This is a genomic window from Streptomyces sp. UG1 (assembly GCF_049974585.1).
Classification (GTDB): Bacteria; Actinomycetota; Actinomycetes; order Streptomycetales; family Streptomycetaceae; genus Streptomyces.
Genome location: NZ_JBNGGG010000001.1, coordinates 463139 through 486908, shown reverse-complemented (window position 1 = coordinate 486908; position 23770 = coordinate 463139). Strand labels below are relative to the sequence as shown.

Annotated in this window: 25 protein-coding genes and 1 pseudogene; 11 read left to right on the top strand and 15 right to left on the bottom strand. The window is 71.3% G+C overall.

The features are described from left to right. Together ACP4J3_RS02335 and ACP4J3_RS02330 are read left to right on the top strand one after the other, a co-directional pair. A pseudogene (locus tag ACP4J3_RS02335) lies at positions 1 to 777 on the top strand (DEAD/DEAH box helicase); the annotation flags it as partial. A 382-nt stretch (positions 778 to 1159) separates the two neighbouring features. Then, entirely contained in the window at positions 1160 to 2056 is an 897-nt protein-coding gene (locus ACP4J3_RS02330) for an alpha/beta fold hydrolase (RefSeq protein WP_426529746.1), read from the top strand. 104 nt (positions 2057 to 2160) lie between these two features. Here ACP4J3_RS02330 and ACP4J3_RS02325 read toward each other — a convergent pair whose 3' ends face one another. Then, on the bottom strand, positions 2161 to 3054 hold the full coding sequence (locus ACP4J3_RS02325; protein ID WP_426529744.1) for an NYN domain-containing protein: 894 nt from the start codon (positions 3052 to 3054) through the stop codon (positions 2161 to 2163). 205 nt (positions 3055 to 3259) lie between these two features. Here ACP4J3_RS02325 and ACP4J3_RS02320 point away from each other — a divergent pair, with 205 nt between their 5' ends. Beyond that, a complete protein-coding gene (locus tag ACP4J3_RS02320; RefSeq protein ID WP_426529742.1) occupies positions 3260 to 3412 on the top strand; it encodes a hypothetical protein in 153 nt (50 codons plus the stop codon). Positions 3413 to 3491: 79 nt separating this feature from the next. Here the strand turns inward: ACP4J3_RS02320 and ACP4J3_RS02315 are convergent, their stop codons facing one another. From ACP4J3_RS02315 to ACP4J3_RS02305, 3 genes are all read right to left on the bottom strand, one after another. Continuing rightward, positions 3492 to 4097, bottom strand: a complete 606-nt coding sequence (locus ACP4J3_RS02315; protein ID WP_426529740.1) for a MarC family protein — start codon at positions 4095 to 4097, stop codon at positions 3492 to 3494. A gap of 107 nt (positions 4098 to 4204) precedes the next feature. Continuing rightward, complete coding sequence (locus ACP4J3_RS02310) at positions 4205 to 5062, bottom strand: PHP domain-containing protein (RefSeq protein ID WP_426529738.1); 858 nt, start codon at positions 5060 to 5062, stop codon at positions 4205 to 4207. A gap of 195 nt (positions 5063 to 5257) precedes the next feature. Beyond that, positions 5258 to 5899 carry a DUF6758 family protein gene (locus ACP4J3_RS02305; protein ID WP_426529736.1) on the bottom strand — a complete coding sequence of 214 codons (642 nt, stop codon included), beginning with the start codon at positions 5897 to 5899 and terminating at the stop codon, positions 5258 to 5260. A 116-nt stretch (positions 5900 to 6015) separates the two neighbouring features. On the opposite strand from ACP4J3_RS02305, the gene ACP4J3_RS02300 reads away from it, so the two are divergent. Further along, positions 6016 to 7284, top strand: a complete 1269-nt coding sequence (locus ACP4J3_RS02300; protein WP_426529734.1) for an MFS transporter — start codon at positions 6016 to 6018, stop codon at positions 7282 to 7284. A 41-nt stretch (positions 7285 to 7325) separates the two neighbouring features. On the opposite strand, the gene ACP4J3_RS02295 is transcribed toward ACP4J3_RS02300, so the two are convergent. Continuing rightward, the gene (locus ACP4J3_RS02295; RefSeq protein WP_426529732.1) at positions 7326 to 7910 is read right to left on the bottom strand and encodes a suppressor of fused domain protein; all 585 of its coding nucleotides are present in this window, start codon (positions 7908 to 7910) and stop codon (positions 7326 to 7328) included. A 515-nt stretch (positions 7911 to 8425) separates the two neighbouring features. On the opposite strand from ACP4J3_RS02295, the gene ACP4J3_RS02290 reads away from it, so the two are divergent. Both ACP4J3_RS02290 and ACP4J3_RS02285 read left to right on the top strand, forming a co-directional pair. Beyond that, positions 8426 to 9541, top strand: coding sequence for a magnesium and cobalt transport protein CorA (locus ACP4J3_RS02290; protein WP_426529730.1), 1116 nt, complete (start codon positions 8426 to 8428; stop codon positions 9539 to 9541). 46 nt (positions 9542 to 9587) lie between these two features. Continuing rightward, a complete protein-coding gene (locus ACP4J3_RS02285; RefSeq protein WP_426529728.1) occupies positions 9588 to 10100 on the top strand; it encodes a hypothetical protein in 513 nt (170 codons plus the stop codon). 4 nt (positions 10101 to 10104) lie between these two features. Here ACP4J3_RS02285 and ACP4J3_RS02280 read toward each other — a convergent pair whose 3' ends face one another. Further along, a complete protein-coding gene (locus ACP4J3_RS02280) occupies positions 10105 to 10851 on the bottom strand; it encodes a hypothetical protein (RefSeq protein WP_426529726.1) in 747 nt (248 codons plus the stop codon). 230 nt (positions 10852 to 11081) lie between these two features. Here ACP4J3_RS02280 and ACP4J3_RS02275 point away from each other — a divergent pair, with 230 nt between their 5' ends. From ACP4J3_RS02275 to ACP4J3_RS02265, 3 genes are read left to right on the top strand one after another with little or no spacing between them, the layout of a single operon-like run. Further along, the gene (locus tag ACP4J3_RS02275) at positions 11082 to 12377 is read left to right on the top strand and encodes a magnesium transporter MgtE N-terminal domain-containing protein (RefSeq protein WP_426529724.1); all 1296 of its coding nucleotides are present in this window, start codon (positions 11082 to 11084) and stop codon (positions 12375 to 12377) included. After that, positions 12367 to 12963 carry a DUF1003 domain-containing protein gene (locus ACP4J3_RS02270; RefSeq protein ID WP_426529722.1) on the top strand — a complete coding sequence of 199 codons (597 nt, stop codon included), beginning with the start codon at positions 12367 to 12369 and terminating at the stop codon, positions 12961 to 12963. Before ACP4J3_RS02275 ends, ACP4J3_RS02270 begins: the two co-directional genes overlap by 11 nt. 43 nt (positions 12964 to 13006) lie before the next feature. Next, positions 13007 to 14140, top strand: a complete 1134-nt coding sequence (locus ACP4J3_RS02265; protein ID WP_426529720.1) for an Mrp/NBP35 family ATP-binding protein — start codon at positions 13007 to 13009, stop codon at positions 14138 to 14140. Positions 14141 to 14240: 100 nt separating this feature from the next. Here ACP4J3_RS02265 and ACP4J3_RS02260 read toward each other — a convergent pair whose 3' ends face one another. The 5 genes from ACP4J3_RS02260 to sigE form a co-directional block, all read right to left on the bottom strand. Then, entirely contained in the window at positions 14241 to 14909 is a 669-nt protein-coding gene (locus tag ACP4J3_RS02260) for a hypothetical protein (protein WP_426529718.1), read from the bottom strand. A gap of 226 nt (positions 14910 to 15135) precedes the next feature. After that, positions 15136 to 15576: a sec-independent translocase gene (locus tag ACP4J3_RS02255; protein ID WP_426529716.1), complete on the bottom strand. Its 441-nt coding sequence runs from the start codon at positions 15574 to 15576 to the stop codon at positions 15136 to 15138. Between the two features lie 129 nt (positions 15577 to 15705). Then, complete coding sequence (locus ACP4J3_RS02250; protein WP_426529798.1) at positions 15706 to 17568, bottom strand: S1C family serine protease; 1863 nt, start codon at positions 17566 to 17568, stop codon at positions 15706 to 15708. A gap of 1053 nt (positions 17569 to 18621) precedes the next feature. Continuing rightward, positions 18622 to 19578 (bottom strand): anti-sigma factor family protein, encoded by a 957-nt coding sequence (locus tag ACP4J3_RS02245; protein WP_426529714.1) that lies wholly within the window; start codon positions 19576 to 19578, stop codon positions 18622 to 18624. Next, positions 19575 to 20273, bottom strand: a complete 699-nt coding sequence (gene sigE, locus ACP4J3_RS02240) for an RNA polymerase sigma factor SigE (protein WP_426529712.1) — start codon at positions 20271 to 20273, stop codon at positions 19575 to 19577. The genes ACP4J3_RS02245 and sigE overlap by 4 nt, the downstream gene beginning before the upstream one ends. A gap of 235 nt (positions 20274 to 20508) precedes the next feature. On the opposite strand from sigE, the gene ACP4J3_RS02235 reads away from it, so the two are divergent. Then, on the top strand, positions 20509 to 21207 hold the full coding sequence (locus tag ACP4J3_RS02235) for an O-methyltransferase (RefSeq protein ID WP_426529796.1): 699 nt from the start codon (positions 20509 to 20511) through the stop codon (positions 21205 to 21207). 92 nt (positions 21208 to 21299) lie between these two features. On the opposite strand, the gene ACP4J3_RS02230 is transcribed toward ACP4J3_RS02235, so the two are convergent. Together ACP4J3_RS02230 and ACP4J3_RS02225 are read right to left on the bottom strand one after the other, a co-directional pair. Further along, positions 21300 to 21467: a DUF3117 domain-containing protein gene (locus ACP4J3_RS02230; protein ID WP_003966491.1), complete on the bottom strand. Its 168-nt coding sequence runs from the start codon at positions 21465 to 21467 to the stop codon at positions 21300 to 21302. Between the two features lie 146 nt (positions 21468 to 21613). Then, positions 21614 to 21769, bottom strand: coding sequence for a hypothetical protein (locus ACP4J3_RS02225; protein WP_426529710.1), 156 nt, complete (start codon positions 21767 to 21769; stop codon positions 21614 to 21616). Positions 21770 to 21843: 74 nt separating this feature from the next. Here ACP4J3_RS02225 and ACP4J3_RS02220 point away from each other — a divergent pair, with 74 nt between their 5' ends. Continuing rightward, entirely contained in the window at positions 21844 to 22647 is an 804-nt protein-coding gene (locus tag ACP4J3_RS02220; RefSeq protein WP_426529708.1) for an enoyl-CoA hydratase/isomerase family protein, read from the top strand. A gap of 33 nt (positions 22648 to 22680) precedes the next feature. Here ACP4J3_RS02220 and ACP4J3_RS02215 read toward each other — a convergent pair whose 3' ends face one another. Together ACP4J3_RS02215 and ACP4J3_RS02210 are read right to left on the bottom strand one after the other, a co-directional pair. Then, positions 22681 to 23268: a DNA-3-methyladenine glycosylase I gene (locus ACP4J3_RS02215; protein ID WP_426529706.1), complete on the bottom strand. Its 588-nt coding sequence runs from the start codon at positions 23266 to 23268 to the stop codon at positions 22681 to 22683. Further along, positions 23265 to 23621 (bottom strand): DivIVA domain-containing protein, encoded by a 357-nt coding sequence (locus ACP4J3_RS02210; protein WP_426529704.1) that lies wholly within the window; start codon positions 23619 to 23621, stop codon positions 23265 to 23267. The genes ACP4J3_RS02215 and ACP4J3_RS02210 overlap by 4 nt, the downstream gene beginning before the upstream one ends. Positions 23622 to 23770 lie beyond the last annotated feature (149 nt).

The following is a 23770-nucleotide window of genomic DNA, read 5'->3' as shown; positions in this document are numbered from 1 at the left end:
CGCAAGGCAACGACCGCAGCCGAGGCCGCTGTCGACACGACCGAAGCCACCGACGCCACGCCGAAGGCACGCCGCACGCGCAAGGCAACGACCGCAGCCGAAGCTGCCGTCGACACAGCCGAGGCCGCCGACGCCAAGCCCAAGGCACGCCGCACCCGCAAGGCCGCCGCGACGGTGGCCGAGCCGGAAGCCGCCGACATCCCGGCGCAGACGGCACCGGAGCCGGAGGCCGCCGAGGCCAAGCCGAAGGCACGCCGTACGCGCAAGGCGACGGCCGCGGCCGAGGCCGCCGTGGACACGGCCGAAGGCACCGAGGCCAAGCCCAAGACGCGCCGTACGCGCAAGACCGCGGCCACCGCCGAAGCCGCCGCCGACGCGGTCGAGGCCACGGAGGCCAAGCCCCGCCGGACCCGCAAGGCAGCAGCCGCAGCGGAGCCGGAGGCGGCCGAGGCCAAGCCGCGCCGGACCCGCAAGGCAACGGCCGCGGCGGAGACCGCCGTCGACACTGCCGAGGCCGCCGACGCCAAGCCCAAGGCACGCCGCACCCGCAAGACCGCGGCGTCCCCCAAGGCCGCCGAGGTCACCGAGGTCACCGAGGTCACCGACATCCCGGCCCAGGCCACGCAGGAGCCGACGGCCGCCGAGGCCCCCGCCCCGCGCCGCCGCACCCGCAAGGCCGCGGCCACCGCGGAGGGCGCCGACGCCACGGCCGAGGCAAAGCCCAAGGCGCGTCGTACCCGCAAGGCCACGGCCGCCGCAGAGCCCACGGAGAGCTGATCTCCCGTACGACGGCCCGGTCCCGCTTCAGGCGGAGCCGGGCCGTCGGCATTCCCCCCAACCCGCATCGAACAGGGCCAGGCAGTCGGCATTCCCTCGATCCCGCACCCGACGGAGCCAGGCCGCCCACACTCCCCCACCTCACTCCCGGCGGAGCCCGCCCGCCCGCACTCGCCGACACCGCACCCGGCGGAGCCGCCCACCCACACTCCCCAACCCCGCACCCAACCAAGCCAGCCCCTCCCCCCACCCCGCCAACACCCCCACCCCTGTGCAGCCGCCGCATTCAGCCCGATCCGCATCTCCCGGCCCTCCCGGCCCGCGAGGGACAGGCAGCGCCGCAGGGGCGAAACAGCAGGCCGGCACCAGCTACCCTCCCCCCGTGACCACCCAACCCGACTTCACCCCACCCCCGAACGCCCACGTCTACCCCCTCCACACTCCCCGCGGCACCTTCGCCGTCGTCGACCACCCGGCCGCCCCCGGCGTCGACCCCCGAGGCACCGCTGTGCTGCTCCCCGGATTCACGGGCAGCAAGGAGGACTTCACGCTCATGCACGAGCCGCTGGCGGAGCGCGGCTACCGCACCGTCGCCATCGACGGTCGCGGCCAGCACGAGTCGGACGGACCGGAGGACGACGAATCCGCGTACGCACGGGGCGAGTTGGCCATGGACGTGCTCGCCCAGGCGGCGGCCCTCGGCGCCCGCAACACCCCCGTCCACCTGCTCGGCCACTCCCTCGGCGGCCAGATCGCCCGCGCGGCCGTCCTCCTCGACCACACGCCGTTCCGGTCACTCACCCTCATGGCGTCGGGCCCCGCCCAGATCTCCGACTCCCAGCAGCAGCGCGTGAAGCTCCTCAGGGACGCGCTCGCGGTGATGACCATGGCCGAGACCTGGGAGGCGATCCTCGCGATGGGCCCGCCCGAGGAGGTCGGCGGCCCGGCGCGCGGCATCGGCGGCCCGGCCCTGCTGCGCCGCCGCTGGCTCGGCACGAAGCCCGCCCAACTCCGCGCCACCGGGCGTCAGTTGACCACGGAGCCGGACCGCGTCGACGAACTCGCCGCCCTTCCGCTGCCGTTCCACGTCCTGTCGGGCGCCAGCGACGACACCTGGCCGGTCCCGATGCTCGACGACATGGCCGTTCGGCTGAAGGCCCGCCGGACGGTCATCCCCGGCGCCGAGCACTCCCCCAACGCCGACCGGCCGCTACCCACCGCGCAGGCCGTCGCCGACTTCTGGGAGACCATCGACAGCCCACTCGCGACGGACGCCTGAATACCGCCCCGTACCGCCGACACCACCTGCACCGCCAACACCACCGCCAACACCATCAGCACCGCTAGTACTGCGCACCACCCGCACCCCACGCCACCCCACCGCTAGTACTGCGCCTGAAGATGCTCCCAAAACCCATCCCGCAGCGCCCGCCGCAGATCCGCCTGCCCGCGCAGCGAGTACTGCAACAACCCCTCCGCCTCCACCAGCAGATCCTGGTCCACCGACCCGGGCAGATACGGATGCCCGGGCAGCAGTTCCACCAGCGACTCCCGCCCGCGCGCCGCGAGCCACTTCGCCGCGATCTGCGCGCCGACGAACCGGACGTCCTCCCGCGTCGGCCGGGTCCCCGCCGACTCGTACGCGGCGGCCGTGCGCCGGGAGACGTACGGCTTGAAGAAGTCGAGGTCGAAGGTGCGCTGGCTGTCGACCTCCCAGAGCAGGGGCTCGGCCTGGTTACGGCCCTCGGGCGCCTCGATGCCCCACAGATGCACCCGCGCCCCGTACCCCTGCGCCGCCTCGACTGCCGACACCAGGTCCTCGTCCCCGCCGAGCAGGGCCGCGTCGCTGATCGCGCGGTGTCTGGCCAGGGACTCGAGATCGGTGCGGATCAGTGAATCGACGCCCTTTTGCTGGTTGTTGGCGTTGAGGTTGCCCAGTCGCACCTTCACATCGGGGAGTTCGGCGATCGACTGCTGCTCCGCGGTGTGGATGCGGCGCCGCGCTCCGTCGTACCAGTAGACCCGCAGCAGCCTGCTGTCCGCGAAGATGGTGCGCGCCCTGTCGATGAGCGCCTCGATCAGCCCCTCGGCGTCCAGGTCGAAGGCGCGGCGGTCCTCCGTCCCGGCGACCAGCCGCCCCGCGGCCGCGTACAGATATCCCGCGTCGACGAAGATCGCATGCGTGGAGGGCGTCTTCGCCACCTCGGCGAGCATGCGTTGCAGCAGCTCGTTGGTGCGGTCGATGCGGGCGCTGAGTGCGCCGAGGTCGTCGTTCATCACCTCCATTGTCCCGGCGGTCACGCTGCGAACACAACCGGTCCCGGTCAGTCTCCCTTGATCGCTCGACGGCTGCTTACCGGTCAGTATTTAGGCGTTCGAAAAATTTCTTTAGCGTAGGGAATGTTTGTAACACGGAGCATGTTGACTACCCGTGTGACCAAGTAGTCCTCCTCCGGAGGATGACCAGACGAAGGGAGAAGCCATGCGCTTCGAAATCATGCGACTCGACGAGCTGGACGGCACGGCCGTGGACAGCACCGTCGTGGACGCCGCCTCCGTCAACCGGATCGTTCAGCAGGCCGCCGCGACGGGGCAGCGCCTGTGGATCCGACCCGCCGAGACCGCGGCCTCGTAACAGCCGCGGATCACCGCAGAAGCTTCGAAGCCCCCGTACGCCACTCACGGCGTACGGGGGCTTCGCGCAAACTGCAGGCTCAGGCGCCCTGGATCACCTGGGTGACCCCGTTGATGATCTGCTGCACGGCGATCGCCGACAGCATCATGCCGGCGAGCCGGGTCACCAGGACCACGCCGCCGTCCTTGATGACCCGGATGATCAGCAGCGAGTACCGCATCACCAGCCACAGCACGACATGGATGGCGAGGATCGCCGACCACACCGACACCTGGGAGCCCACGCTGTCGGCCTTCTGCACGGCGAGGATGACCGACACGATCGCACCCGGCCCGGCCAGCAGCGGCATGCCCAGGGGCACGAGGGCGACATTGACGTCCTTGGTCTGCTTCGGCTCGTCCGTCTTGCCGGTGAGCAGGTCGAGCGCGATCAGCAGGAGCAGCAGCCCGCCCGCGATCATCAGCGCGGGGACGGAGACATGCAGATAGTCGAGGATCTGGTGGCCGAGCAGCCCGAACACGGCGATCACACCGCCCGCCACGCAGACGGCCTGGAAGGCCATCCGCCGCTGCACCTTGACCGGCCGGCCGGCGGTGAGCGCGAGGAAGATCGGGGTGATCCCGGGGGGATCCATGATGACGAACAGGGTCAGGAAGAGGGAGCCGAAGACGGCGAGATCGAACATGGGTGTGGTGTGCCTTGCAGGGGGAAGCGAGCGTGCGGACGCGTGGGCGCGAGAGCGACGAAAAGCGCGCCCTGAGAGGAAAGGGATGTGCGGGTGGTGCGCGGGCCTCAGGCTCCGCCGGTCCCCGGCACGGGGAACGCCCCGGTGGCCCGCCGCGTGATCTCGCCGTACACCTCGGGGTCCGTCATGTACTCACCGAGCACGCAGGTCTTGCGGCTGCCGTGGTAGTCGCTGGACCCGGTCGCCAGCAGCCCGAGCTCCTTCGCGAGCCCGCGCAGCCGTGCGCGCGTGTCAGGGTCGTGGTCCATGTGGTCGACCTCGATGCCGTCGAGCCCGGCTGCGGCCAGCTCGGCGATCGCGGTCTCCGGCACCGTACGACCCCGCTTGCTCGCGGCGGGATGCGCGAAGACGGCCACGCCGCCCGCACCCTTGATCAGCCGAAGCGCCTCGAAAGGGTCGGTCTCGTGCTTCTCCACGAAAGCCCGCCCGCCGTCGGCCAGCCAGTCCTCGGTGAAGGCGTCCCCCACGGTCGGTACGACCCCCAGCTCGACCAGCGCGGTGGCGACATGCGGCCGCCCGACCGAGCCGTCCCCGGCGATCCGCAGCACCTGGTCCCAGGTGACGGGCACGCCCAGCGCGTTGAGCTTGGCGACCATGCCCTTGGCCCGGGGTACCCGGTCGTCGCGCACCAGCTCCCGCTCGGCGAGCAGTGCGGGCTCCTCGGGGTCGAAGAGGTAGGCCAGCATGTGCATGCTGACGCCGTCGATACGACAGGACAGCTCGGCACCGGTGACGAGGGTGAGCCCCTCCGGCAGCGCGGCGACGGCCTCTGCGTACCCGCGGGTGGTGTCGTGATCGGTGAGCGCGACGACGTCCAGCCCGGCCGCGGCGGCGTTACGCACCAGCTCGGCCGGCGTGTCCGTACCGTCGGAAGCGGTGGAGTGGGTGTGCAGATCGATACGCACGACGCGGACTCCAGACGATGACGGCACGGAAGGGACCGCTCAAGGATAACCACACTTTCAACGACCCCTGTCACAACCAAACCGTGCCAGCGCCCCCTACGGACAGCGCACCTGCAGGGGTGCGGGGAACTGCGCGAGCAACCCACGACAACCCGCAGTCACCCGCCAACCGCACACCCCACCCCGATAGGCGCCCTACGGCTCGAGCAAGCGCGGCGACAACGCCCCGCAGGGCACCAACTCCACCTCGGCCCCCGCGTCCCGCAGATCCGTCAGCACCAGTTCGTCGTACATCAACAGCCCCGACTGCTCGGGCCACATGACCGCCCACAGCCACATCCCGAGCGCCTCCCCCGCGAACACGGCACGATCGGCCGGCGTACCCGACACATGCCACAGCGGCGTGGGACGCCCGGCGGCGAGAACCTTGGCCTCGGGTGGCTTCTCGACGTTCATGTACGGCCCCGGGTCCGGGCCGTCGATGCCGGCGTAACGCGCGCCGAGCCCGACGCCGAGTTCCTCGGCGACCAGGATCAGCTCGCCCATTCCGCCGAGCGGCCCGGGCCCGGAGCAGGCCACGGCGCTCGCACGGCCTCCGCTGCGGTCGTCGCCCGCGCTGGCGACCCCGGTGAACAGCCAGCCGATCGGCAGCGGCCACGGCATCCACACCGGCACCTGCGTGCGATGCACGACCACACCGAGGGCCTCGACGCTGGGCGGGATCACGGGCTGCACCGGATGGACGGTGCCGTGCACATCGCATTGCCAGGTGTCGGCGAAGAGTCCGGGAGCCCTGACCCGGCCACCACACTTCGGGCAACTGGGTTCGCCCCTCATAGGCCCCCACGGTCCTACCCCTTCTGCGTCACGTCAAGGACGATCACCCGTCCGGGTGGAACAGGTTTACGAAGGAACGGCACGCCTGTACATCGTTAGCATGCCTAACTTAATATATGCATATGCCATCTACTTCTCTGCGGCAGCCGCGAGCCGTGTGGGCGACCGCCGGCGCGTCCGTCGTCGCCTTCATGGGCATCGGGCTCGTCGACCCGATCCTGCCGTCCATCGCCGGCGGCCTGCACGCCACACCCGGCCAGGTCTCGCTGCTGTTCACCTCGTACTTCCTCATCACCGCGGTCGCGATGCTGGTCACCGGCTTCGTCTCCAGCCGGATCGGCGGGCGCAGGACCCTGCTGCTCGGCCTCGCCCTCGTGGTCGTCTTCGCCGGGCTCGCCGGCACCTCCGAATCGGTCGGCGAACTGGTCGGCTTCCGCGCGGGCTGGGGGCTCGGCAACGCGCTCTTCGTCTCCACCGCCCTCGCCGTGATCGTCGGTGCGCCGAATCCAATAGGGGCCGCGCGCAGCGCGTCGGACAAGGGTGGTGGTGGGCGACGGGCGGGAGGCAGCGCGGCGGCGATCCTGCTGTACGAGTCCGCCCTCGGCCTCGGCATGGCGTGCGGTCCGCTGCTGGGCGCGCTGCTCGGCGACGCGAGCTGGCGCTACCCGTTCTTCGGTACGGCGCTCCTGATGGCCGTCGGCTTCCTGTGCATCGCGGCGTTCCTGAAGGAGCAGCCGAGGCCGGCCCGCAAGACCTCACTGCTGGACCCGGTCAAGGCACTCGGTCACGGCGGCCTGGCGTCGGCGGCGGCCTCGGCGTTCTTCTACAACTACACGTTCTTCACGGTGCTGGCCTTCACGCCGTTCGTGCTGGACATGAGCCCGTACCGGTCCGGTGCGGTGTTCTTCGCCTGGGGTGTGCTGCTCGCGCTCTTCTCCGTGATCGTGGCGCCGCGCCTGCAGAAGCGGTTCGGTTCGCTGAAGGTGCTCGGCGGGTCGCTGGTGCTGCTCGCCGTGGACGTGCTGGTCCTCGGCTACGGCGACCACACCACCGCCGTCGTCTGCACGATCCTGTCCGGCGCGTTCATCGGCGTGAACAACACCGTCTACACGGAGCTGGCACTCGGCGTCTCGGACGCACCGCGCCCCGTGGCGAGCGCCGGCTACAACTTCGTGCGCTGGTTCGCGGCGGCAGCGGCCCCCTGTTTCGCGCCGCGGATCGAGGAGTGGACCGGCAGCGCCCGGACCCCGTTCGCGGTGGCGGCGATCACGGCCGTGGCAGGGGCGCTCGTGGTCGTCGTACGGCGCACGGCGCTCGCCGATGAGGCCGCGGAGCCGGCGACGGCGCACGCCACCGAGGACAGTGTCACCGTGTTTGCCAACTGACGGCTTTCGGCCACGGGTTGGTGAGGTTGCTCACGCGGCGCTCACTCCAGCGGGACGGATCTGCGGGCGGGATCCCGCAGATCCGTCCCGCTCGTCAGCCAGCGCTCCTGGAGGGCCTGGGCGCCGTGCACCCGCTTCCAGGCGGCCTCGTTCGGGGTCATCGGCAGCAGGGGCAGGAAGCGCACGGGGTCGAGGGGCTCGTCGAGTTCCAGGTCCTCGACCAGGCCGCCCGGCTCGCCGACCAGGACCGAGGTGAAGGGGGCGCCGGGCCACAGTGGGTCACCGACGTCCAGCGAGGCGCCCGGGGCCACGACCACGCCCTCCACCTGCGGGGACGCGGCGAGCACGGCCAGCGGGCGGAGCACCTTGTCGGTGTCGGCGAGCCCGGAGCGCACCGAGAGGACCAGTTCCACGCGGGGGCCCTTGACCGGGTCGGCGACCACCGCCGTGGGGTCGCTCATGGGCTGCGCGGACATGCCGAGCGTGGCGTAGCGGACGATGTCGCCCTCCTGGAATCGGAGCACCTCGATGCGGTCCGTGCCGAGGAAGGTGACCGCCGCGCGGGCGTCCGGTTCGCCCAGTGCGGTGCGCAACCGGGCCTCGACCAGAGGAAGAACATCAGCCATGCCGCGAGCATAGAACTCGTCAGTACCGGGCAAAGCAGCGCCTTGACACTTCAGTCGGCTGATACTCTTGCCCGGTGTTCGGGGCAGCACGCAGAAGCGTCGCGATCGAGTCCCGACGCTGATTGAAACTCCCCTACGGGGAACCCCATACGGGGTATGGAACGTCCCTCACGAGGGACCGGCCGGAGGAGGTGGGGCTGTCATGGATCGAAGTCGGCCGTGCAGTACCACTCGCTCTTCCCGCCGTTGATGTAGCTGATCCGGCTGTTCCGCTCCGGCTGACCGCCGCCCTTTCACGCTCGCGTCCTCATCCGGAAGAGCACTTCGTTTCGCTTTGCCTGATCGGTTGACCGATCTGATCTGAACCAGCAACGAAGCCCACCACCGCGACGGTGCGGTGCTCCCCGCTTTGTGGACGTGCCAAACATCCTGAGGTCAGGACGTCCCCATTCCGGGCAGTTCCAGCCGTGCTGTGGTCCTCCACGCTTCGTTGCCCGTTGCGAAGGAGCCTGCTCATGTCGATGATTCGTGACCTGCGTGCCGTGGTCCGCCCGGCCCGCCCGTCGCTGCGCAAGGACAGCGGTGCCTACGACACCACGCGCGACCCCGCGACCCCGTCGGCCGTCGTCGACTGCGCCGTCTACCGGGACGGCCGCCGCCTGGAGGCCGACACACCGCTGACCCCGCACGAGGCGATGCGCCAGGTGCGGCGCGACGGCGGCTTCGTGTGGATCGGGCTGCACGAGCCGACGGAGGCCGAGTTCTCCGGGATCGCCAGTGAGTTCGGGCTGCACCCGCTGGCCGTCGAGGACGCGGTCCAGGCGCACCAGCGACCCAAGCTGGAGCGCTACGACGACTCCCTGTTCACCGTGTTCAAGACCATCCACTACGTCGAGCACGACGAGCTGACCGCCAACAGCGAGGTCGTCGAGACCGGCGAGGTCATGTGCTTCACCGGCCGGGACTTCTTCATCACCGTCCGGCACGGCGGGCAGGGCTCGCTGCGGGCCCTCAGGCACCGCCTCCAGGACGACCCGGAGCTGCTCGCCAAGGGTCCGTCGGCCGTGCTGCACGCCATCGCCGACCATGTCGTCGACGGGTACATCGCGGTCGCCGACGCGGTGCAGGACGACATCGACGAGGTGGAGACCGAGGTCTTCTCGCCGGGGCGCAAGGGCGCGCCGCGCGGTACGGACGCCGGCCGGATCTACCAACTCAAGCGTGAGGTTCTGGAGTTCAAGCGGGCGGTGTCGCCCCTCCTGCGTCCCATGCAGTTGCTGAGCGAGCGGCCGATGCGGCTGGTCGACCCGGACATCCAGAAGTACTTCCGGGACGTCGCCGACCATGTCGCGCGCGTGCACGAGCAGGTCATCGGCTTCGACGAGCTGCTCAACTCGATCCTGCAGGCCAATCTCGCGCAGGCGTCCGTGGCGCAGAACGAGGACATGCGGAAGATCACCTCGTGGGCCGCGATCATCGCCGTACCGACGATGGTGTGCGGGGTGTACGGCATGAACTTCGACTACATGCCGGAGACACAGTGGAAGTACGGCTATCCGCTGGTCCTGGGCATCACGGTGACCATCTGTCTGGGCATCCACCGCACGCTGAAGCGGAACGGCTGGCTCTGACCGGGGACGGTCCCGCCGGCTGGTCCTGGGTCCTAGTCTTGGGGCCATGACAAGCGAGCTGCTCGAGAAGGCCCTCATCGAGGAGGCCACGAAGAAGTCCGGCCTCATCTGGGTCAAGGGGCCCGGTGTCCCGGCCCGGGCGCTGTGGCACGTGTGGTACGAGGGTGCCGCGTGTGTCATCGGCGACGGTCCGGGCGAGCAGCCGCTGCCGGGGCTGGCCGACGGGGCGGAGGCCGAGGTGACGGTCCGCAGCAAGGACAAGGGCGGCCGGCTGGTCGCCTGGACGGCGAAGGTCGTCGAACTCGCCTCGGGCTCCGAGCAGTGGGAGGCGACGGTCGCCGAGCTGAAGGGCAAGCGCCTCAACGCCCCCGACGGCGAGGCCATGCCGTCCCGCTGGGCCCGCGAGTGCCGGGTGCTGCGCCTGGAGCCGACGGGCACCACCGCCGCGCTGCCGGACGGCTCCCTGGCCGAGGCACCGCTGCCGTCCCCGGCGACGACACGCCGGCCGATCCCCGCGGGACTGCCGCGGCTGCTGCTGAAGAAGAAGCGGCGCCGCTAGCCGGTCACGACGTCGGCAGCTGCTTGCCGTAGTCCACGGTGTCGCCCTTGGCAGGCTTCTCCAGGGCGAAGTCCTTGCCCCAGGACGAGAAGGTCAGGGTGCCCGCGCCGCCCGCCCGGGTCAGGCGCAGGGGGTACGGATCGCCCTCCAGGGAGACGTCCAGGGTGCCGCCGGAGCCCTTGTCGCCGGTGATGCGGATGGTGCGGGTGCCCTCCTGCTCGTGGTGGCCGTCCGTCGCCAGCGAGCCGTGCAGCGTCAGCAGACCGTCGAGCAGGACGTCCTTGTCCGTGAAGCCGCTGAACTTCTTGTACGCCGGATCGGCCTGCGGCACCTTCACATACTTGCCGTTCAGCTTGTCCACGGCCGCGGCGTCCGCCTTGCCGTCGTTGCCGGCGTCGCTCCAGAAACCGGCGTCGGCCTTCAGATAGAGCTGCTCGCCGATCCGCAGGAGCTGGAAGGTGGACCCCTGCGCGGTGACCGACCCCGTGGCACCGTCGGACTTGAGCCGCATGTCGAGCTTGTAGGTACGCCCGCTGGTCACCACGTTCCCGGACAGGCGCACCGCGTCGGCGGACCGCGCGGCCGTCCGGGTCTTGCGCTGGATCTCGGCGGCCGACAGCCGGCCGACGCCGTTGGTGCCCTCGTCGGGGTCCTCGCTGCATCCCGTCAGTCCCGTTCCCGACACGACCAGGGCGCAGACGGCGGTCATCAGCGCGGCCCGGCGAGTACGACTCTGGGGAATCGCAGTCACAGGTGGGCTGCCTTTCTGTCGTGGAGGTCGGACGACCTGAGCGGCGTACGCAGCGTACCGGCACGTCACGTCCCCGGCGGAGCCAGTCCGTCCGGACCTCTCACCAGGGCGTATCGGATCCGGACGGGCTAGCCTGAAGCAAATCCGAGCGGGCAATTCGGAAAACGCGGCACGGTCGGCGCAGCCGCGACAGCACCACTGCACACCCCGCATGCAAAGGAGCCGCAGCCATGGCAGCCGGCGCTCCCCGGATCTTCGTCTCGCACCTCGCCGGAGTCGCCGCCTTCGACCCGAACGGCGACCAGGTGGGCCGCGTCCGCGATCTGGTCGTCATGCTCCGCGTGGGCCGGCGCCCGCCACGGCTGCTCGGCCTCGTCGTCGAACTCTCCACCCGGCGGCGCATCTTCCTGCCCATGACCCGGGTGACGAGCATCGAGTCCGGCCAGGTCATCACCACCGGCGTGCTCAACGTCCGCCGCTTCGAGCAGCGCCCCACCGAACGCCTCGTCTTCGGCGAGCTGCTCGACCGGCGCGTGACCCTCGTCGAGACCGGCGAGCAGGTCACCGTCCTGGATCTGTCGGTGCGGCAGCTTCCGGCCCGCCGGGACTGGGAGATCGACAAGGTGTTCGTACGCAAGGGCGGCCGGAGCGGGCCCCTGCGGCGGGCCAAGGGGGAATCGCTGACCGTCGAGTGGTCCGCCGTGACCGGCTTCACGGCGGAGGAGAAGGGACAAGGTGCCGAGAGCCTGCTGGCCACCTTCGAGCAGTTGCGTCCGGCCGATCTCGCGAACGTGCTGCACCACCTCTCCCCCAAGCGCCGCGCCGAGGTCGCCGCCGCCCTCGACGACGACCGCCTCGCCGACGTCCTCGAAGAGCTTCCGGAGGACGATCAGATCGAGATCCTCGGCAAGCTGAAGGAGGAACGCGCCGCGGACGTCCTGGAGGCCATGGACCCGGACGACGCGGCCGACCTGCTCGGCGAGCTGCCGACGGACGAGCGCGAGCGGCTGCTGAACCTGATGCAGCCCGCCGACGCGGCCGACATGCGCCGGCTGATGGCGTACGAGGAACACACCGCCGGCGGTCTGATGACGACCGAGCCGATCATCCTGCGCCCCGACGCCACCGTCGCCGACGCCCTCGCCCGCGTCCGCAACCCCGACCTGTCCCCCGCCCTCGCCGCCCAGGTCTACGTCTGCCGCCCGCCCGACGAGACACCCACCGGCAAGTACCTGGGCACGGTGCACTTCCAGCGCCTGCTGCGCGACCCGCCGTACACCCTGGTCAGCGCGCTGCTCGACGAGGCCCTCGAAGCGCTGGAGCCGGACGCCGCGCTGCCGGTCGTCGCCGGGTTCTTCGCGACGTACGACATGGTCGCCGCGCCGGTCGTCGACGAGTCCGGCTCGCTGCTGGGCGCGGTGACCGTGGACGACGTACTGGACCATCTGCTGCCCGACGACTGGCGGGAGACGGAGTTCCACCTGGACGAGGACACCGGCCCGGGGGTGACGGCGCATGGCTCCTGAGCGCGAGGGCACGCGCGAGCGCGTGGCGTCGGGCGCCACCGCGTCCTCCCGGGCGCCCCGCAATCGCCTCGACCAACCCCGCCCGCCACGCCGCCGGATCCTGCCGGAATGGGATCCGGAGGCCTTCGGACGGCTCTCGGAGCGCATCGCCCGCTTCATCGGCACCGGGCGGTTCCTCGTCTACATGACGGTCGTGATCGTCGTGTGGGTGCTGTGGAACATCTCCGCGCCCAGTCACCTGCGCTGGGACGAGTACCCGTTCATCTTCCTGACCCTGGCCCTGTCCGTGCAGGCCTCCTACGCCGCCCCGCTGATCCTGCTCGCGCAGAACCGGCAGGACGACCGTGCCCGGGTCGAGCTCGAACAGGACCGCAAGCAGGGCGAGCGGTCGATCGCCGACACCGAGTACCTGACCCGCGAGATCGCGGCCCTGCGCGTCGGGCTCGGCGAGGTCGCCACCCGCGACTGGATGCGCTCGGAGCTGCAGGACCTGACGAGAGAGCTGCAGGGGCGGCACAACGGTCACCGCGAGCACGGGGTATTCCCGGCAGACCGGTCGCGAGGACGTGACATAGACGACCGGTGACGGGCTTTCCCGCGCATGGCCACCGCGCCGTACCATCGTCCTTATGGCTACGGAAGACGCGGTGCGCGAGGCACTGGCGACGGTGAACGACCCCGAGATCAACCGCCCCATCACCGAGCTCGGGATGGTCAAGTCGGTCGACATCGGTGCGGACGGTGCGGTCGCGGTCACCGTGTACCTGACGGTCTCCGGCTGCCCGATGCGCGAGACGATCACGCAGCGCGTGACGGACGCGGTCGCCGCGGTCGAGGGCGTCACCCGCGTCGACGTCACGCTTGACGTGATGAGCGACGAGCAGCGCAAGGAGCTGGCGAACGCCCTGCGCGGCGGCCAGGCCGAGCGCGAGGTCCCCTTCGCCAAGCCGGGCTCGCTCACGCGCGTGTACGCGGTCGCGTCCGGCAAGGGCGGCGTCGGCAAGTCCTCCGTCACGGTCAACCTGGCCGCGGCGATGGCGGCCGACGGCCTCAAGGTGGGTGTCGTCGACGCCGACATCTACGGCCACAGCGTGCCGCGCATGCTGGGCGCGGACGGCCACCCCACCCAGGTCGAGAACATGATCATGCCGCCGTCCGCGAACGGCGTGAAGGTCATCTCCATCGGCATGTTCACGCCTGGCAACACCCCGGTGGTCTGGCGCGGCCCGATGCTCCACCGCGCGCTCCAGCAGTTCCTGGCGGACGTGTACTGGGGCGACCTGGACGTCCTGCTGCTGGACCTCCCGCCCGGCACCGGCGACATCGCGATCTCCGTCGCCCAGCTCGTCCCGAACGCCGAGATCCTGGTCGTGACGACCCCGCAGCAGGCGGCGGCCGAGGTCGCCGAGCGCGCCGGCTCCATCGCCGTCCAGACCCACCAGAAGATCGTCGGCGTGGTCGAGAACATGTCCGGCCTGCCCTGCCCGCACTGCGACGAGATGGTCGACGTCTTCGGCACGGGCGGCGGCCAGGCCGTCGCCGAGGGCCTCACGCGTACGACCGGTACGAACGTCCCGGTCCTCGGCAACATCCCCATCGACGTCCGCCTCCGCGAGGGCGGCGACGACGGCAAGCCGGTGGTCCTGACCGACCCGGACAGCCCGGCGGGCTCCGCACTGCGGGCGATCGCGGGGAAGCTGGGGGGACGGCAGCGGGGGCTTTCGGGCATGTCGCTGGGCATCACGCCGCGCAACAAGTTCTGATCGCCGCGCGACAAGGTCTCATTCCCGTACGACGATGGGGGCGCCGTCTCACCGGACGGCGCCCCCATCGGCGTAACGGTGTCTTCGCGCGGGGCGGGGCCTAGGCGTAGGCCGCAATGTCCTTGATCACCGCGAAGCCCAGCCCATACGCGCTCATCCCTCTGCCGTACGCCCCCACATGCACCCCCGCCTGGGTCGACCCGGCCAGTACCCACCCGAACTCGGACTCCCGGTAGTGGAAGGGCGTGGGCACCCCGTCCACGGGCAGTGACAGCGTCGACCACGCCGGCCCGGCGAGATCGTCGGCCAGCGCCCACGCCGTCTCCGTCTGCTGCTCCAGCCAGTCGTCACGCAGCGAGTGGTCCATCTGCCCCGGCCAGGTGAACGTCAGCAGCCCCACCCCCGCGAGCCACGCCGCCGAGGACACCGACGTGGCCTCCAGCAGCCCCGTGCCGTCCGCGCTCCGCCGGGACGGATTCGCCGCGACGGTCACCACGACGGCGAACTTCTCCCGGTCCTCCGTCGCCTCGTGCCGTACGGAGGGCTCGTCCCCATGCCCGATCGAACCGTGCTCCACGGCCCCGTCGGCCGCCGTGCCGACCTGCATCAGCCAGCGCGGCCCCGTGAAGGCCTCGTCGAGGCCGTACCACGGGAAGGGCGCCAACAGGTAGCCGTCGACCGTGCGCCGGGCGGAGGGGACCTGCTGTCCGCTCTCCGCGGCCGGTTCCTGCGCGACTGCGCGACTCGTCGACTGACTCGTCGTCTCCATGTGCCCGGACGCCTCCTCGTTCTCGCCGGACCAGCCCGGCCCGCCCCCCTTCGGGCGTACTCATCCGGTCCGCACAACAACTCGGCAGCATAGCCACACCGCTTCGAGCAGCAGGGAAACGCCCGGCGCGTGGGGCGCACGAAGGGCGGGTTCAGGCCGCGCGCGACCCGGGCGGAGTATGAGAAGCGTCACGTATGAGCGGTGTCCGCTCCCGTGTTCGTACGGCTCAGGTGGCGTCGGCGTCGTAGGGCGGGCGCTCGTCGCCGGGCTTCTCGGGCCTCTTCGTCATGTCGACGCTGCCGCCGGAGGAGGCGGACGAGCCGGAGGACGACGAGGACTCCGGTTCACGGCCGTTGACGGCGTCGGTGACCTCGGCCATCTCCTTCTTGAGGTCGAAGCCGTTGCGGATCTCCTTCAGCCCCAGGTCGTCGTTGTCCAACTGCTTGCGGATGAACGTCTTGGGGTTGAGGTCCTCGAACTCGAAGTCCTTGAACTCCGGGCCGAGTTCCTGCCGGATGTCCTGCTTGGCGCTCTCCGAGAACTCGCGGATCTTGCGGATCGTCCGTGTGACGTCCTGGATCATCTTCGGGAGCTTGTCCGGACCGAAGACGAGCACGGCAAGAACGACGAGCGTCACCAGCTCGAGCGGCCCTATGTCATTGAACACCTGAAGCTCCTTGCGATGTCCTCGGTCGGCTCCACGGTACCCGGCGATCCGCCACAACCGGTACTGTCCCGAGGCTTCCGAATCCGGGTGGGTGTGCGCTGAGAGGTTTCTGTGAGTCTCGGCCGCCGCTCAGCCGCCACTCGACGAACCCAGTGTCAGCGACATCCTGATCTCCTCGCCGTCGCGCTCCAGGGTCAGCTCGAGCCGGTCGCCGGGGCGGTGGGCGCGGGTCTTGACGATGAGTTCCTCGCCGGAGTGGACGCGCTGGCCGTCGACCTGGGTGATGACGTCGCCCGGCTCGATGCCGGCCTTGTCGCCGGGGCCGCCCCTGGTCACCGCGGGGCCGCCGTCGCTGCCCTTGGTGCCGACGCGGGCGCCGTCGCCGGCGTAGTCCATGTCGAGGGTGACGCCGATGACCGGGTGGGTCGCCCGGCCGGTGTTGATCAGCTCCTCGGCGACGCGCTTGGCCTGGTTGACAGGGATGGCGAAGCCGAGGCCGATCGAACCGGCCTGGCCGCTGTCGAGGTCGGAGCCGTTGTCGGCGGACCGGATCGCGGAGTTGATGCCGACGACACGGCCCTGGGCGTCGAGGAGAGGACCGCCGGAGTTACCGGGATTGATGGGCGCGTCGGTCTGCAACGCGTCCACGTACGACACATCACTGCCGTCTCCGCTCTCGCCGCCGGCCGTGATGGGCCGCTCCTTGGCGCTGATGATGCCGGAGGTGACGGTGCCCTCCAGGTCGAACGGGGCGCCGATGGCGACGACGGGGTCGCCGACCCGGACATTGTCGGAGTTGCCGAGCGGCAGCGGTGTGAGCCCTGTGACATCGCTGACCTTCACGACGGCGAGGTCGTAGCCGCCGTCGCGTCCGACGACGGTGGCCTTGGCGGTGTCGCCGCTGTGGAAGGTCACGGATATCTGGCCGTCGTCGCCGGCGGGCTCGACGACGTGGTTGTTGGTGAGGATGTGGCCCCGGTCGTCGAGCACGAAGCCGGTGCCGGTGCCCTGTTCCGCGCTCCCGCTCACATGCAGCGTGACCACACTCGGCAGGGCACGCGCCGCGATCCCGGCGACGCTGTCCGGCGCCCGCCCGACGGACTCGGCGCCGGCCTGCGGCAACTCGACGTGCCCCACACCACCGTTGCGCTCCAGATAGGCCCCGACCACACCACCGACACCCCCCGACACCAGCGCGAGCAGCAACGCACCGACAACCAGCACCTTCTTGCCCCGCTTACGCCGCTGCCCCTCGGTGGCGACAGCGGCACCGTTCTGCTGGAGGGGGGCGGTGGGGTGGACGGCCGGGCGGGCCCAGGGGTCGTAGTTCTGCCAGGGGTTGGTGGGGGGTGGGGCGTCTGTGGGGGTGAGGGTGGGGTTAGCCGGGGGCTGGTCGTGGGTGATGGAGGGAAGGGGAAGGGCCGTCGGCTGGGTGGGGATAGTGGTGGCCGACGGTTGGGCGGGGGTAGCCGGGGCCGGGGATGCCGGCTGGGCGGGAATGTTGACGGCCGAGGCCGGTTCCGGAGGCGGAGGCGCCTCCTGCGTGGACACACCTGGAACTGGGGCCGACGCCGGGACGGGGGCGGCCGGTGCCGTCGGGTTCGGCGCGGGGGCGGATGCACCGGTTGCCTGCACCGGCACGGGAGCGGCGGGAGCCGTCGGATTCGGCGCGGGAGCGGATGCACCGGTTGCCTGCGCGGGCGCGGGAGCGGCGGGAGCCGTCCGATTCGGCACGGGAGCGGATGCACCGGTTGCCTGCGCGGGCGCGGGAGCGGCGGGAGCCGTCCGATTCGGCACGGGAGCGGGTGCGCCAGTTGCCTGCACCGGCACGGCAGCGGCGGGAGCCGCCGGATTCGGCACGGGAGCGGATGCACCGGTTGCCTGCGCGGGCGCGGGGGCGGATACGCCGACCGCAGGGGCCGCCGGTTCTGCCGGGGAGGGCATGGGCGGCGCCGGGTGCGCCGGGGTGGGCTGAGCGGGCGGGGGCGGCATTGGTACGGCCGTCCCTTGGGCGGGCGTGTGCGGCGGCGGCATCGGCGCGGCAGTCCCCTGCGCGGGCGTGTGCGGCGGCGGCATCGGCGCGGCAGTCCCCTGCGCGGGCATGGACGGAGGGGGCACCGGTACTGCCGTCCCCTGCGCAGGCGTCGTCGCCGGATGCTGGACCGGTGGGGCGGGCGCCCAGGGGCCGGGCTCGCCGTAGGGCGGGGTGCTGTAGGGGTCGGGGTCGTGCAGGGGCTTGGGGCGGTCCTCGACGAGGGCTGCGGGGGCGGAGGCGGTGCGGTCGGCGGGCTCCTCGATCGCGGCGTCGGCATCGCCCGCAGCCGTCTCGACGTCAGCCGCCGAAGGAATCGACGACGACGCCGAAGGAGCCGACGCCGACACCCCAGCCGGCCGCTCCAGCTCGAAGTCCCCCTCCGTGGAAGCCGCGCCGTCCCCACTCCCGCTCACAGCAGACCGACGCAACTCCAAGCCCCCCTCAACGGAAGCCCCGCCATCCCCACTGCCGCTCACAGCAGGCCGACGCAGCTCGAAGTCCGGCTCGGCGGAAGCCACCTCGCGGCCGTCGCCCCTCTCGGCAGGCCGAAGTTCGAAGTCGCCGTCGGTCGCAGCCATGCCGTCGCCGGGCGTGCCGCTCCCCGCCGGTCGCGCCAGTTCGAAGTCGCCGTCGGGTTCAGGGGCCGCGCCCGGTGTCCGGTCCGCCGCCTCCGTCCGGTCCGAAGGGCCCTGCGACCGGGGGCGGTTCCACCACTTCGTCTTCGCGGGCTTGCCCTCGTCCATGTTCTGCTTCCCACTCCTGCTGACCCGTTGCTGAGCCCCGTCCGAGGAAACGGACACGGCTGGGGTCCGGCTGGGCAAGCCACCGCCCCCGCACCCGAACGCCTACTCAACTCTGCGCTGTCGCGCCCGACTTCGTGCTACCTCTCCCATCCGGCACGCGGCGACAACGGCGACCGCGGTTCCACGACCCCGCACCCGGCCCACAGGCACAGCGCACGGCCCACCCCGGATTCAATCAGGTTCGTGGGCCGCTGCGCAGAGGCCGGGTCAGCGCTCGGCGTTCGGGGAGCCGGAGCCGGGTGCGGCGAGCAGGCCCGGGGTCGTGGCGATCCCGGCGTCCTTGGACCACGCGGTCAGGGTGAGCGGCGGGGTGGCGCTGAGCGGGCGTATCAACGGGGACATCGCGGCCGCGCCGGCCACCACGGGCGCCGTCAGGGTGTGCATCTCCTGGTCGGCGGGCTGCGCCGGCATCCCGGGCAGCAGCGGGGCCGACACCTCGGTCGAGGCCGCCGGGCGCTCTAGCGAGCGCTGGACCTGTCCCTGTGCGAGCAGCGGGCCGGGGGTGCGGCGGCGCTGGTTCTCGGGTGTCGTCGCGGCACCGGCGCCCGGTGTCCGCGCCGGTGTCACATTGCTGCCGGCCCCCGAGCCGCCGCGGGCCTCCGCGTCGGTCGGCGCGCTGGATGTGACACCGCCCAGCGCGATCGCGGCCAGCGACACCGCGCCCGCCGCGACGAACGCGAACCGCATGCGCGAGGACGCGGAGCGATCGGTGTCATGACGGCCCACGGGGTGGATGCGAAAGCCGCGGTCCGCGCCGGGGAGCGCCGGGGCGGGCGCACGCGAGGGGACGTAGCCGAACTCGAAGCGGTCGCCCCGCTTCACGCCGAAGACGCCGGTGGTGCCCGGTGCCCGCCCGGACAGTCCGTCGAACCCTCCCCCGCCCAGCGGCGCGCCACCGCCGTCCGGGTCACCTCCCGCGGGGAGGCCCTGAAGGCGGGCCAGGAAGCTCTCGGAGGGGGGCGGCGGGGCCGCCTCCGCGAAGACGTTCTTCAGCCGGCGCTGGGCGTCGACCTCGGACTTGCACCTGGCGCAGGTCGCCAGATGGGCCAGGACGCGCTCGCGCGCCTCATGACCGAGCTCTCCGTCGACGAGGGCGGAGAGTCGGTCACCCAGGTGCTGCTCGGCCAGGAGCCGTTCGGCGGGGTTGGGTCGGGAGCCACTCACGCGGTCGCGCCCCCTCCTCCCAGCGCGGCCACACGCGGCACGAAGGAGCGGCGCTCGGCGCGCGCCTCCGGCGAGCGGTGGGCGAGGGCCTTGCGCAACTGCGAGCGGCCCCGGTGGATACGGGAGCGGACGGTGCCGAGCTTGACGCCGAGGGTCGCGGCGATCTCCTCGTACGACAGTCCTTCGATGTCGCACAGGACGACCGCGGCGCGGAACTCGGGCGCGAGGGTGTCGAGCGCCTGCTGGACGTCCGCGTCGAAGTGCGCGTCGTTGAAGATCTGCTGCGGCGTCGGCTCCTTGCTGGCCAGCCGCTCGGCGGCGTCGTCGCCCAGCGCGTCGAAGCGGATGCGCTGCTTGCGGCGCACCATGTCCAGGAAGAGGTTGGTGGTGATGCGGTGCAGCCAGCCCTCGAAGGTGCCCGGCGTGTACGTCGACAGGGAGCGGAAGACGCGGACGAAGACCTCCTGGGTGAGGTCCTCGGCGTCGTGCTGGTTGCCGGTCAGGCGGTACGCCAGGCGGTAGACCCGGCCGCTGTGCGTGCTGACGATCTCCTCCCAGGTGGGCGGAGTCCACGCCTGCCCATCCGCGTCGCTGGAGAAGGTCGCGGTCTGGGTGTAGTCGCCGGCGTGGCTGTGGTCAGCGGTGTCGTTCACGGATTTCGGCCTGCCCGCCGATCCGAGAAAGCGCCGCAGCACTCCTCCCCGATCCACAGGCGCAGCCGCACCTCCCCTGTCGGCTCTGGTGGTGTCCAGTGGAGCCCCTACCATAGCCACCTCGCCCGTTAGCTCCGGATAAGCGGTTTTACGAGAATTTGATCTGGGCTGACACGGCTGGTGCGCCTGCGTCAGCAGTTGCTCGCGGCCCTGCTCGTCATTGTGATCCAACTGTGTCCCCCCGCTCGTCTTCCCACCCTTCTAAACGCCCGGTCCCATCTGCGGGTTCCCGCCCGCAACGGATACAGTCACGCCCAGGCAACCACGGGGACAGGAGAGGGCCATTACCGGCAACCGGCAGACGAGCTGGGCGTTCGCCGACGCCTACGTCGCCGAGGACGACGTCCTGCGCTGGGCCCGGGACCGGGCCCGTGAGGCGGGGCTGCGCTCGGTGTCGCCCGGCACGGGCGCCGCGCTGCGGTTGCTCGCCGCCACCGTGGACGCGAAGGCGGTCGCGGAGATCGGCACCGGCACCGGCGTCTCCGGTATCCACCTCCTGCACGGCATGCGCCCCGACGGCGTCCTGACGACCGTCGACCCCGAACCGGAACACCAGCAGTTCGCCCGCCAGGCCTTCCGCGCCTGCGGCTTCGCCAGCAACCGCGCCCGTTTCATCCCGGGCCGCGCCCTGGACGTCCTGCCCCGTCTCGCGGACGCCGGCTACGACCTCGTCTTCTGTGACGGCGACCGGCTGGAGTTCCTCGACTATCTCGCTGAATCGTTGCGCCTGCTGCGTCCGGGTGGCCTCGTGGTCTTCGAGGGCGTCTTCACCAACGGCCGCACGGTCGACTCGGGCCCGCAGCCCACCGAGGTCATACGCGTCCGGGAGCTGCTGCGCGCGGTGCGCGAGAGCCAGGAGCTGGTGCCGTCGCTGCTGCCGGTCGGGGACGGGCTGCTGTGCGCGGTCAAGCGATGAGCACAGGCCCCTGAAGGAAGTACGAAGAAATGCAGCGGCCCCGGCACCATGTGCGATGCCGGGGCCGCCGAAAGGTCAGGGTCGCTGCCGCGTCAGCCGACGACCTTCTTGAGGGCGTCGCCGAGCGCGTCGGCCTCGTCCGGGGTCAGCTCGACGACGAGCCGACCGCCGCCTTCGAGCGGAACGCGCATGACGATGCCCCGCCCCTCCTTGGTCACCTCGAGCGGGCCATCGCCCGTCCGCGGCTTCATGGCCGCCATGCTCGTTCCCCTTCCTGAAACCAGCTCATCGCCAAAGCCGACGGCCCCATGGAGGGCACGCGTGTCTGGCATGAGACACGCGACACCGGCATCGAACACATTGCTTCCAAGCCATTATCCCGCATCTCAGGACCCGATGACCAACATCAGTCGGCATCGCTTGCGCAACGCGCGCGAGCAAAACCACTCAATTCGGCGATGTGACTGCGATACTGCGCCACCGCACGCGATTCGGCCGAACAGAACCGGGCGCGCATTCTTTGACGCAGGTCACACGACCGGTCGGCGTAGATCTCCGCCATGCTGTCCTTCAGACAAGCGCGTACCGACGAGTACGACGAGTACGCCCCGATCCGCGACCCGGAAGGGACACGCCATGGCAGACACCGTGCGCTACGAGGTGAGCGACGGACTCGCGACGATCACGCTGAACCGCCCCGAAGCGATGAACGCGCTGAACATCGCGGCCAAGGTCGCTCTGCGGGACGCGGTCCGGGCCGCGGCCGGCGACGACGCCGTACGGGCCGTGCTGCTGACCGCGGCCGGGGAGCGGGCGTTCTGCGTGGGCCAGGACCTCAAGGAGCACATCGGGCTGCTGGCGGCGGACCGGGAGACCGGCTCGGGCCGGACCATGAGCACCGTCCGGGAGCACTACAACCCGATCGTGCGGGCGCTGACCGGGATGCGGAAGCCGGTGGTGGCCGGGGTGAACGGGGTCGCGGCCGGGGCCGGCTTCGGCTTCGCCCTCGCGGCGGACTACCGGGTGGTGGCGGACACGGCGGCCTTCAACACGTCGTTCGCCGGGGTGGCGCTGACCGCGGACTCCGGGATCTCCTGGACGCTGCCGCGCGTCGTCGGCCCGGGCCGCGCCGCCGACCTGCTGCTCTTCCCGCGGAACATCAAGGCCCAGGAGGCGTACGAGCTGGGGATCGCGAACCGGCTGGTACCCGCGGGGTCGCTGCGCGAGGAGGCCGAGAAGGTGGCGCGGGCGCTCGCCGAGGGGCCGACGGTGGCGTACGGGGCGATCAAGGAGGCGATGGCGTTCGGGCTGTCGCACTCGCTTGAGGAGACCTTGGAGAAGGAGGACGAGCTGCAGACGCGCGCGGGGTCTTCCGAGGACCACGCGATCGCGGTGCAGGCCTTCGTCAACAAGGAGAAGCCGAAGTATCTGGGCCGATGAGCTTCGCCGATGAGCCTGGTGGCCTGATGGGCCTTAAGGGGCGCTTCTCGCCACGCACGTCTCCAGGTGGTCGTCGACCAGGCCGCACGCCTGCATCAGGGCGTATGCCGTCGTCGGGCCCACGAAGCGCAGGCCGCGCTTCTTCAGGGCCTTGGACAGGGCCGTCGACTCCGGGGTGACCGCCGGGACGTCCGCCAGGGTCTTCGGGCTCGGGCTGGTCGCCGGATCCGGGGCGTGGGACCAGATCAGCCCGTCCAGGTCGCCCGGGGCCCAGTCGGCCAGCACGCGCGCGTTGGCGAGGGTCGCGTCGATCTTGGCCCGATTGCGGATGATGCCCTCGTCGGCGAGGAGACGGTCCCGGTCGGCGTCCGTGAAGGTCGCGACCTTGGCGATCTCGAACCCCGCGAAGGCGGTACGGAAGCCCGGGCGGCGGCGCAGGATGGTGATCCAGGACAGGCCGGACTGGAAGGCCTCCAGGCTGAGGCGTTCGTAGAGCGCGTCGTCGCCGTGGACCGGGCGGCCCCACTCCTCGTCGTGGTACGCCACGTAGTCCGGGGTGGACAGGGCCCAGGGGCAGCGCAGGGCGCCGTCCGGGCCCGCCAGGGCCGTGCCGTCACTCACTGCTGGTCCTCCCGGTCGGGCTTGTCCATGGAGACGTGGCCGGCCGACGACTGGGCCCCGGCCAGCGCGGACTCCAGGTCGGCGATCCGGGCGTCGCGCTCGGCCAGCTCGGCGCCGAGGCGGCTGAGGGCGTCGTCGACGTCGGCCATGCGGTAGCCGCGGGCGGCGAGCGGGAAGCGGAGGCTCTCGATGTCGGCGCGGTCGACCGGGCGGTCCGGGGGCAGGGGGTCCTCGAGGCGCTCGGGCACGGCCTCCGGCAGCGGGCCGTCGCCCTCGCCACCACCCACCACGGCGAGGGTCACCGCGGCGACCACGACGGCCAGCGCGATGACCAGGAACAGGAACATAACCATCGCTGTGGCCCCCACGGTCGGTGAATGCGTGCGGTCGAGTGTGTCAGGGTCCGATCGTGCCATGCGACTCTGACAGTTAGGGTCGCAGGCGGCCCGAAGGCCAGGACGGACCAGGACGTACCAGGACGCTCGAGGAGAGGTCGCAGGGG

Coding starts and splice junctions, on each gene's coding strand:
- ACP4J3_RS02325 (WP_426529744.1), bottom strand. CDS start 3,054: ATGAACGACGACCTCGGCGCACTCAGCGCCCGCATCGACCGCACCAAC.
- ACP4J3_RS02320 (WP_426529742.1), top strand. CDS start 3,260: ATGCGCTTCGAAATCATGCGACTCGACGAGCTGGACGGCACGGCCGTG.
- ACP4J3_RS02315 (WP_426529740.1), bottom strand. CDS start 4,097: ATGTTCGATCTCGCCGTCTTCGGCTCCCTCTTCCTGACCCTGTTCGTC.
- ACP4J3_RS02305 (WP_426529736.1), bottom strand. CDS start 5,899: ATGAGGGGCGAACCCAGTTGCCCGAAGTGTGGTGGCCGGGTCAGGGCT.
- ACP4J3_RS02300 (WP_426529734.1), top strand. CDS start 6,016: ATGCATATGCCATCTACTTCTCTGCGGCAGCCGCGAGCCGTGTGGGCG.
- ACP4J3_RS02295 (WP_426529732.1), bottom strand. CDS start 7,910: ATGGCTGATGTTCTTCCTCTGGTCGAGGCCCGGTTGCGCACCGCACTG.
- ACP4J3_RS02290 (WP_426529730.1), top strand. CDS start 8,426: ATGTCGATGATTCGTGACCTGCGTGCCGTGGTCCGCCCGGCCCGCCCG.
- ACP4J3_RS02285 (WP_426529728.1), top strand. CDS start 9,588: ATGACAAGCGAGCTGCTCGAGAAGGCCCTCATCGAGGAGGCCACGAAG.
- ACP4J3_RS02275 (WP_426529724.1), top strand. CDS start 11,082: ATGGCAGCCGGCGCTCCCCGGATCTTCGTCTCGCACCTCGCCGGAGTC.
- ACP4J3_RS02270 (WP_426529722.1), top strand. CDS start 12,367: ATGGCTCCTGAGCGCGAGGGCACGCGCGAGCGCGTGGCGTCGGGCGCC.
- ACP4J3_RS02265 (WP_426529720.1), top strand. CDS start 13,007: ATGGCTACGGAAGACGCGGTGCGCGAGGCACTGGCGACGGTGAACGAC.
- ACP4J3_RS02260 (WP_426529718.1), bottom strand. CDS start 14,909: ATGGAGACGACGAGTCAGTCGACGAGTCGCGCAGTCGCGCAGGAACCG.
- ACP4J3_RS02250 (WP_426529798.1), bottom strand. CDS start 17,568: ATGCCGCCCCCGCCCGCTCAGCCCACCCCGGCGCACCCGGCGCCGCCC.
- ACP4J3_RS02230 (WP_003966491.1), bottom strand. CDS start 21,467: ATGGCGGCCATGAAGCCGCGGACGGGCGATGGCCCGCTCGAGGTGACC.
- ACP4J3_RS02225 (WP_426529710.1), bottom strand. CDS start 21,769: ATGGCGGAGATCTACGCCGACCGGTCGTGTGACCTGCGTCAAAGAATG.
- ACP4J3_RS02220 (WP_426529708.1), top strand. CDS start 21,844: ATGGCAGACACCGTGCGCTACGAGGTGAGCGACGGACTCGCGACGATC.
- ACP4J3_RS02210 (WP_426529704.1), bottom strand. CDS start 23,621: ATGGTTATGTTCCTGTTCCTGGTCATCGCGCTGGCCGTCGTGGTCGCC.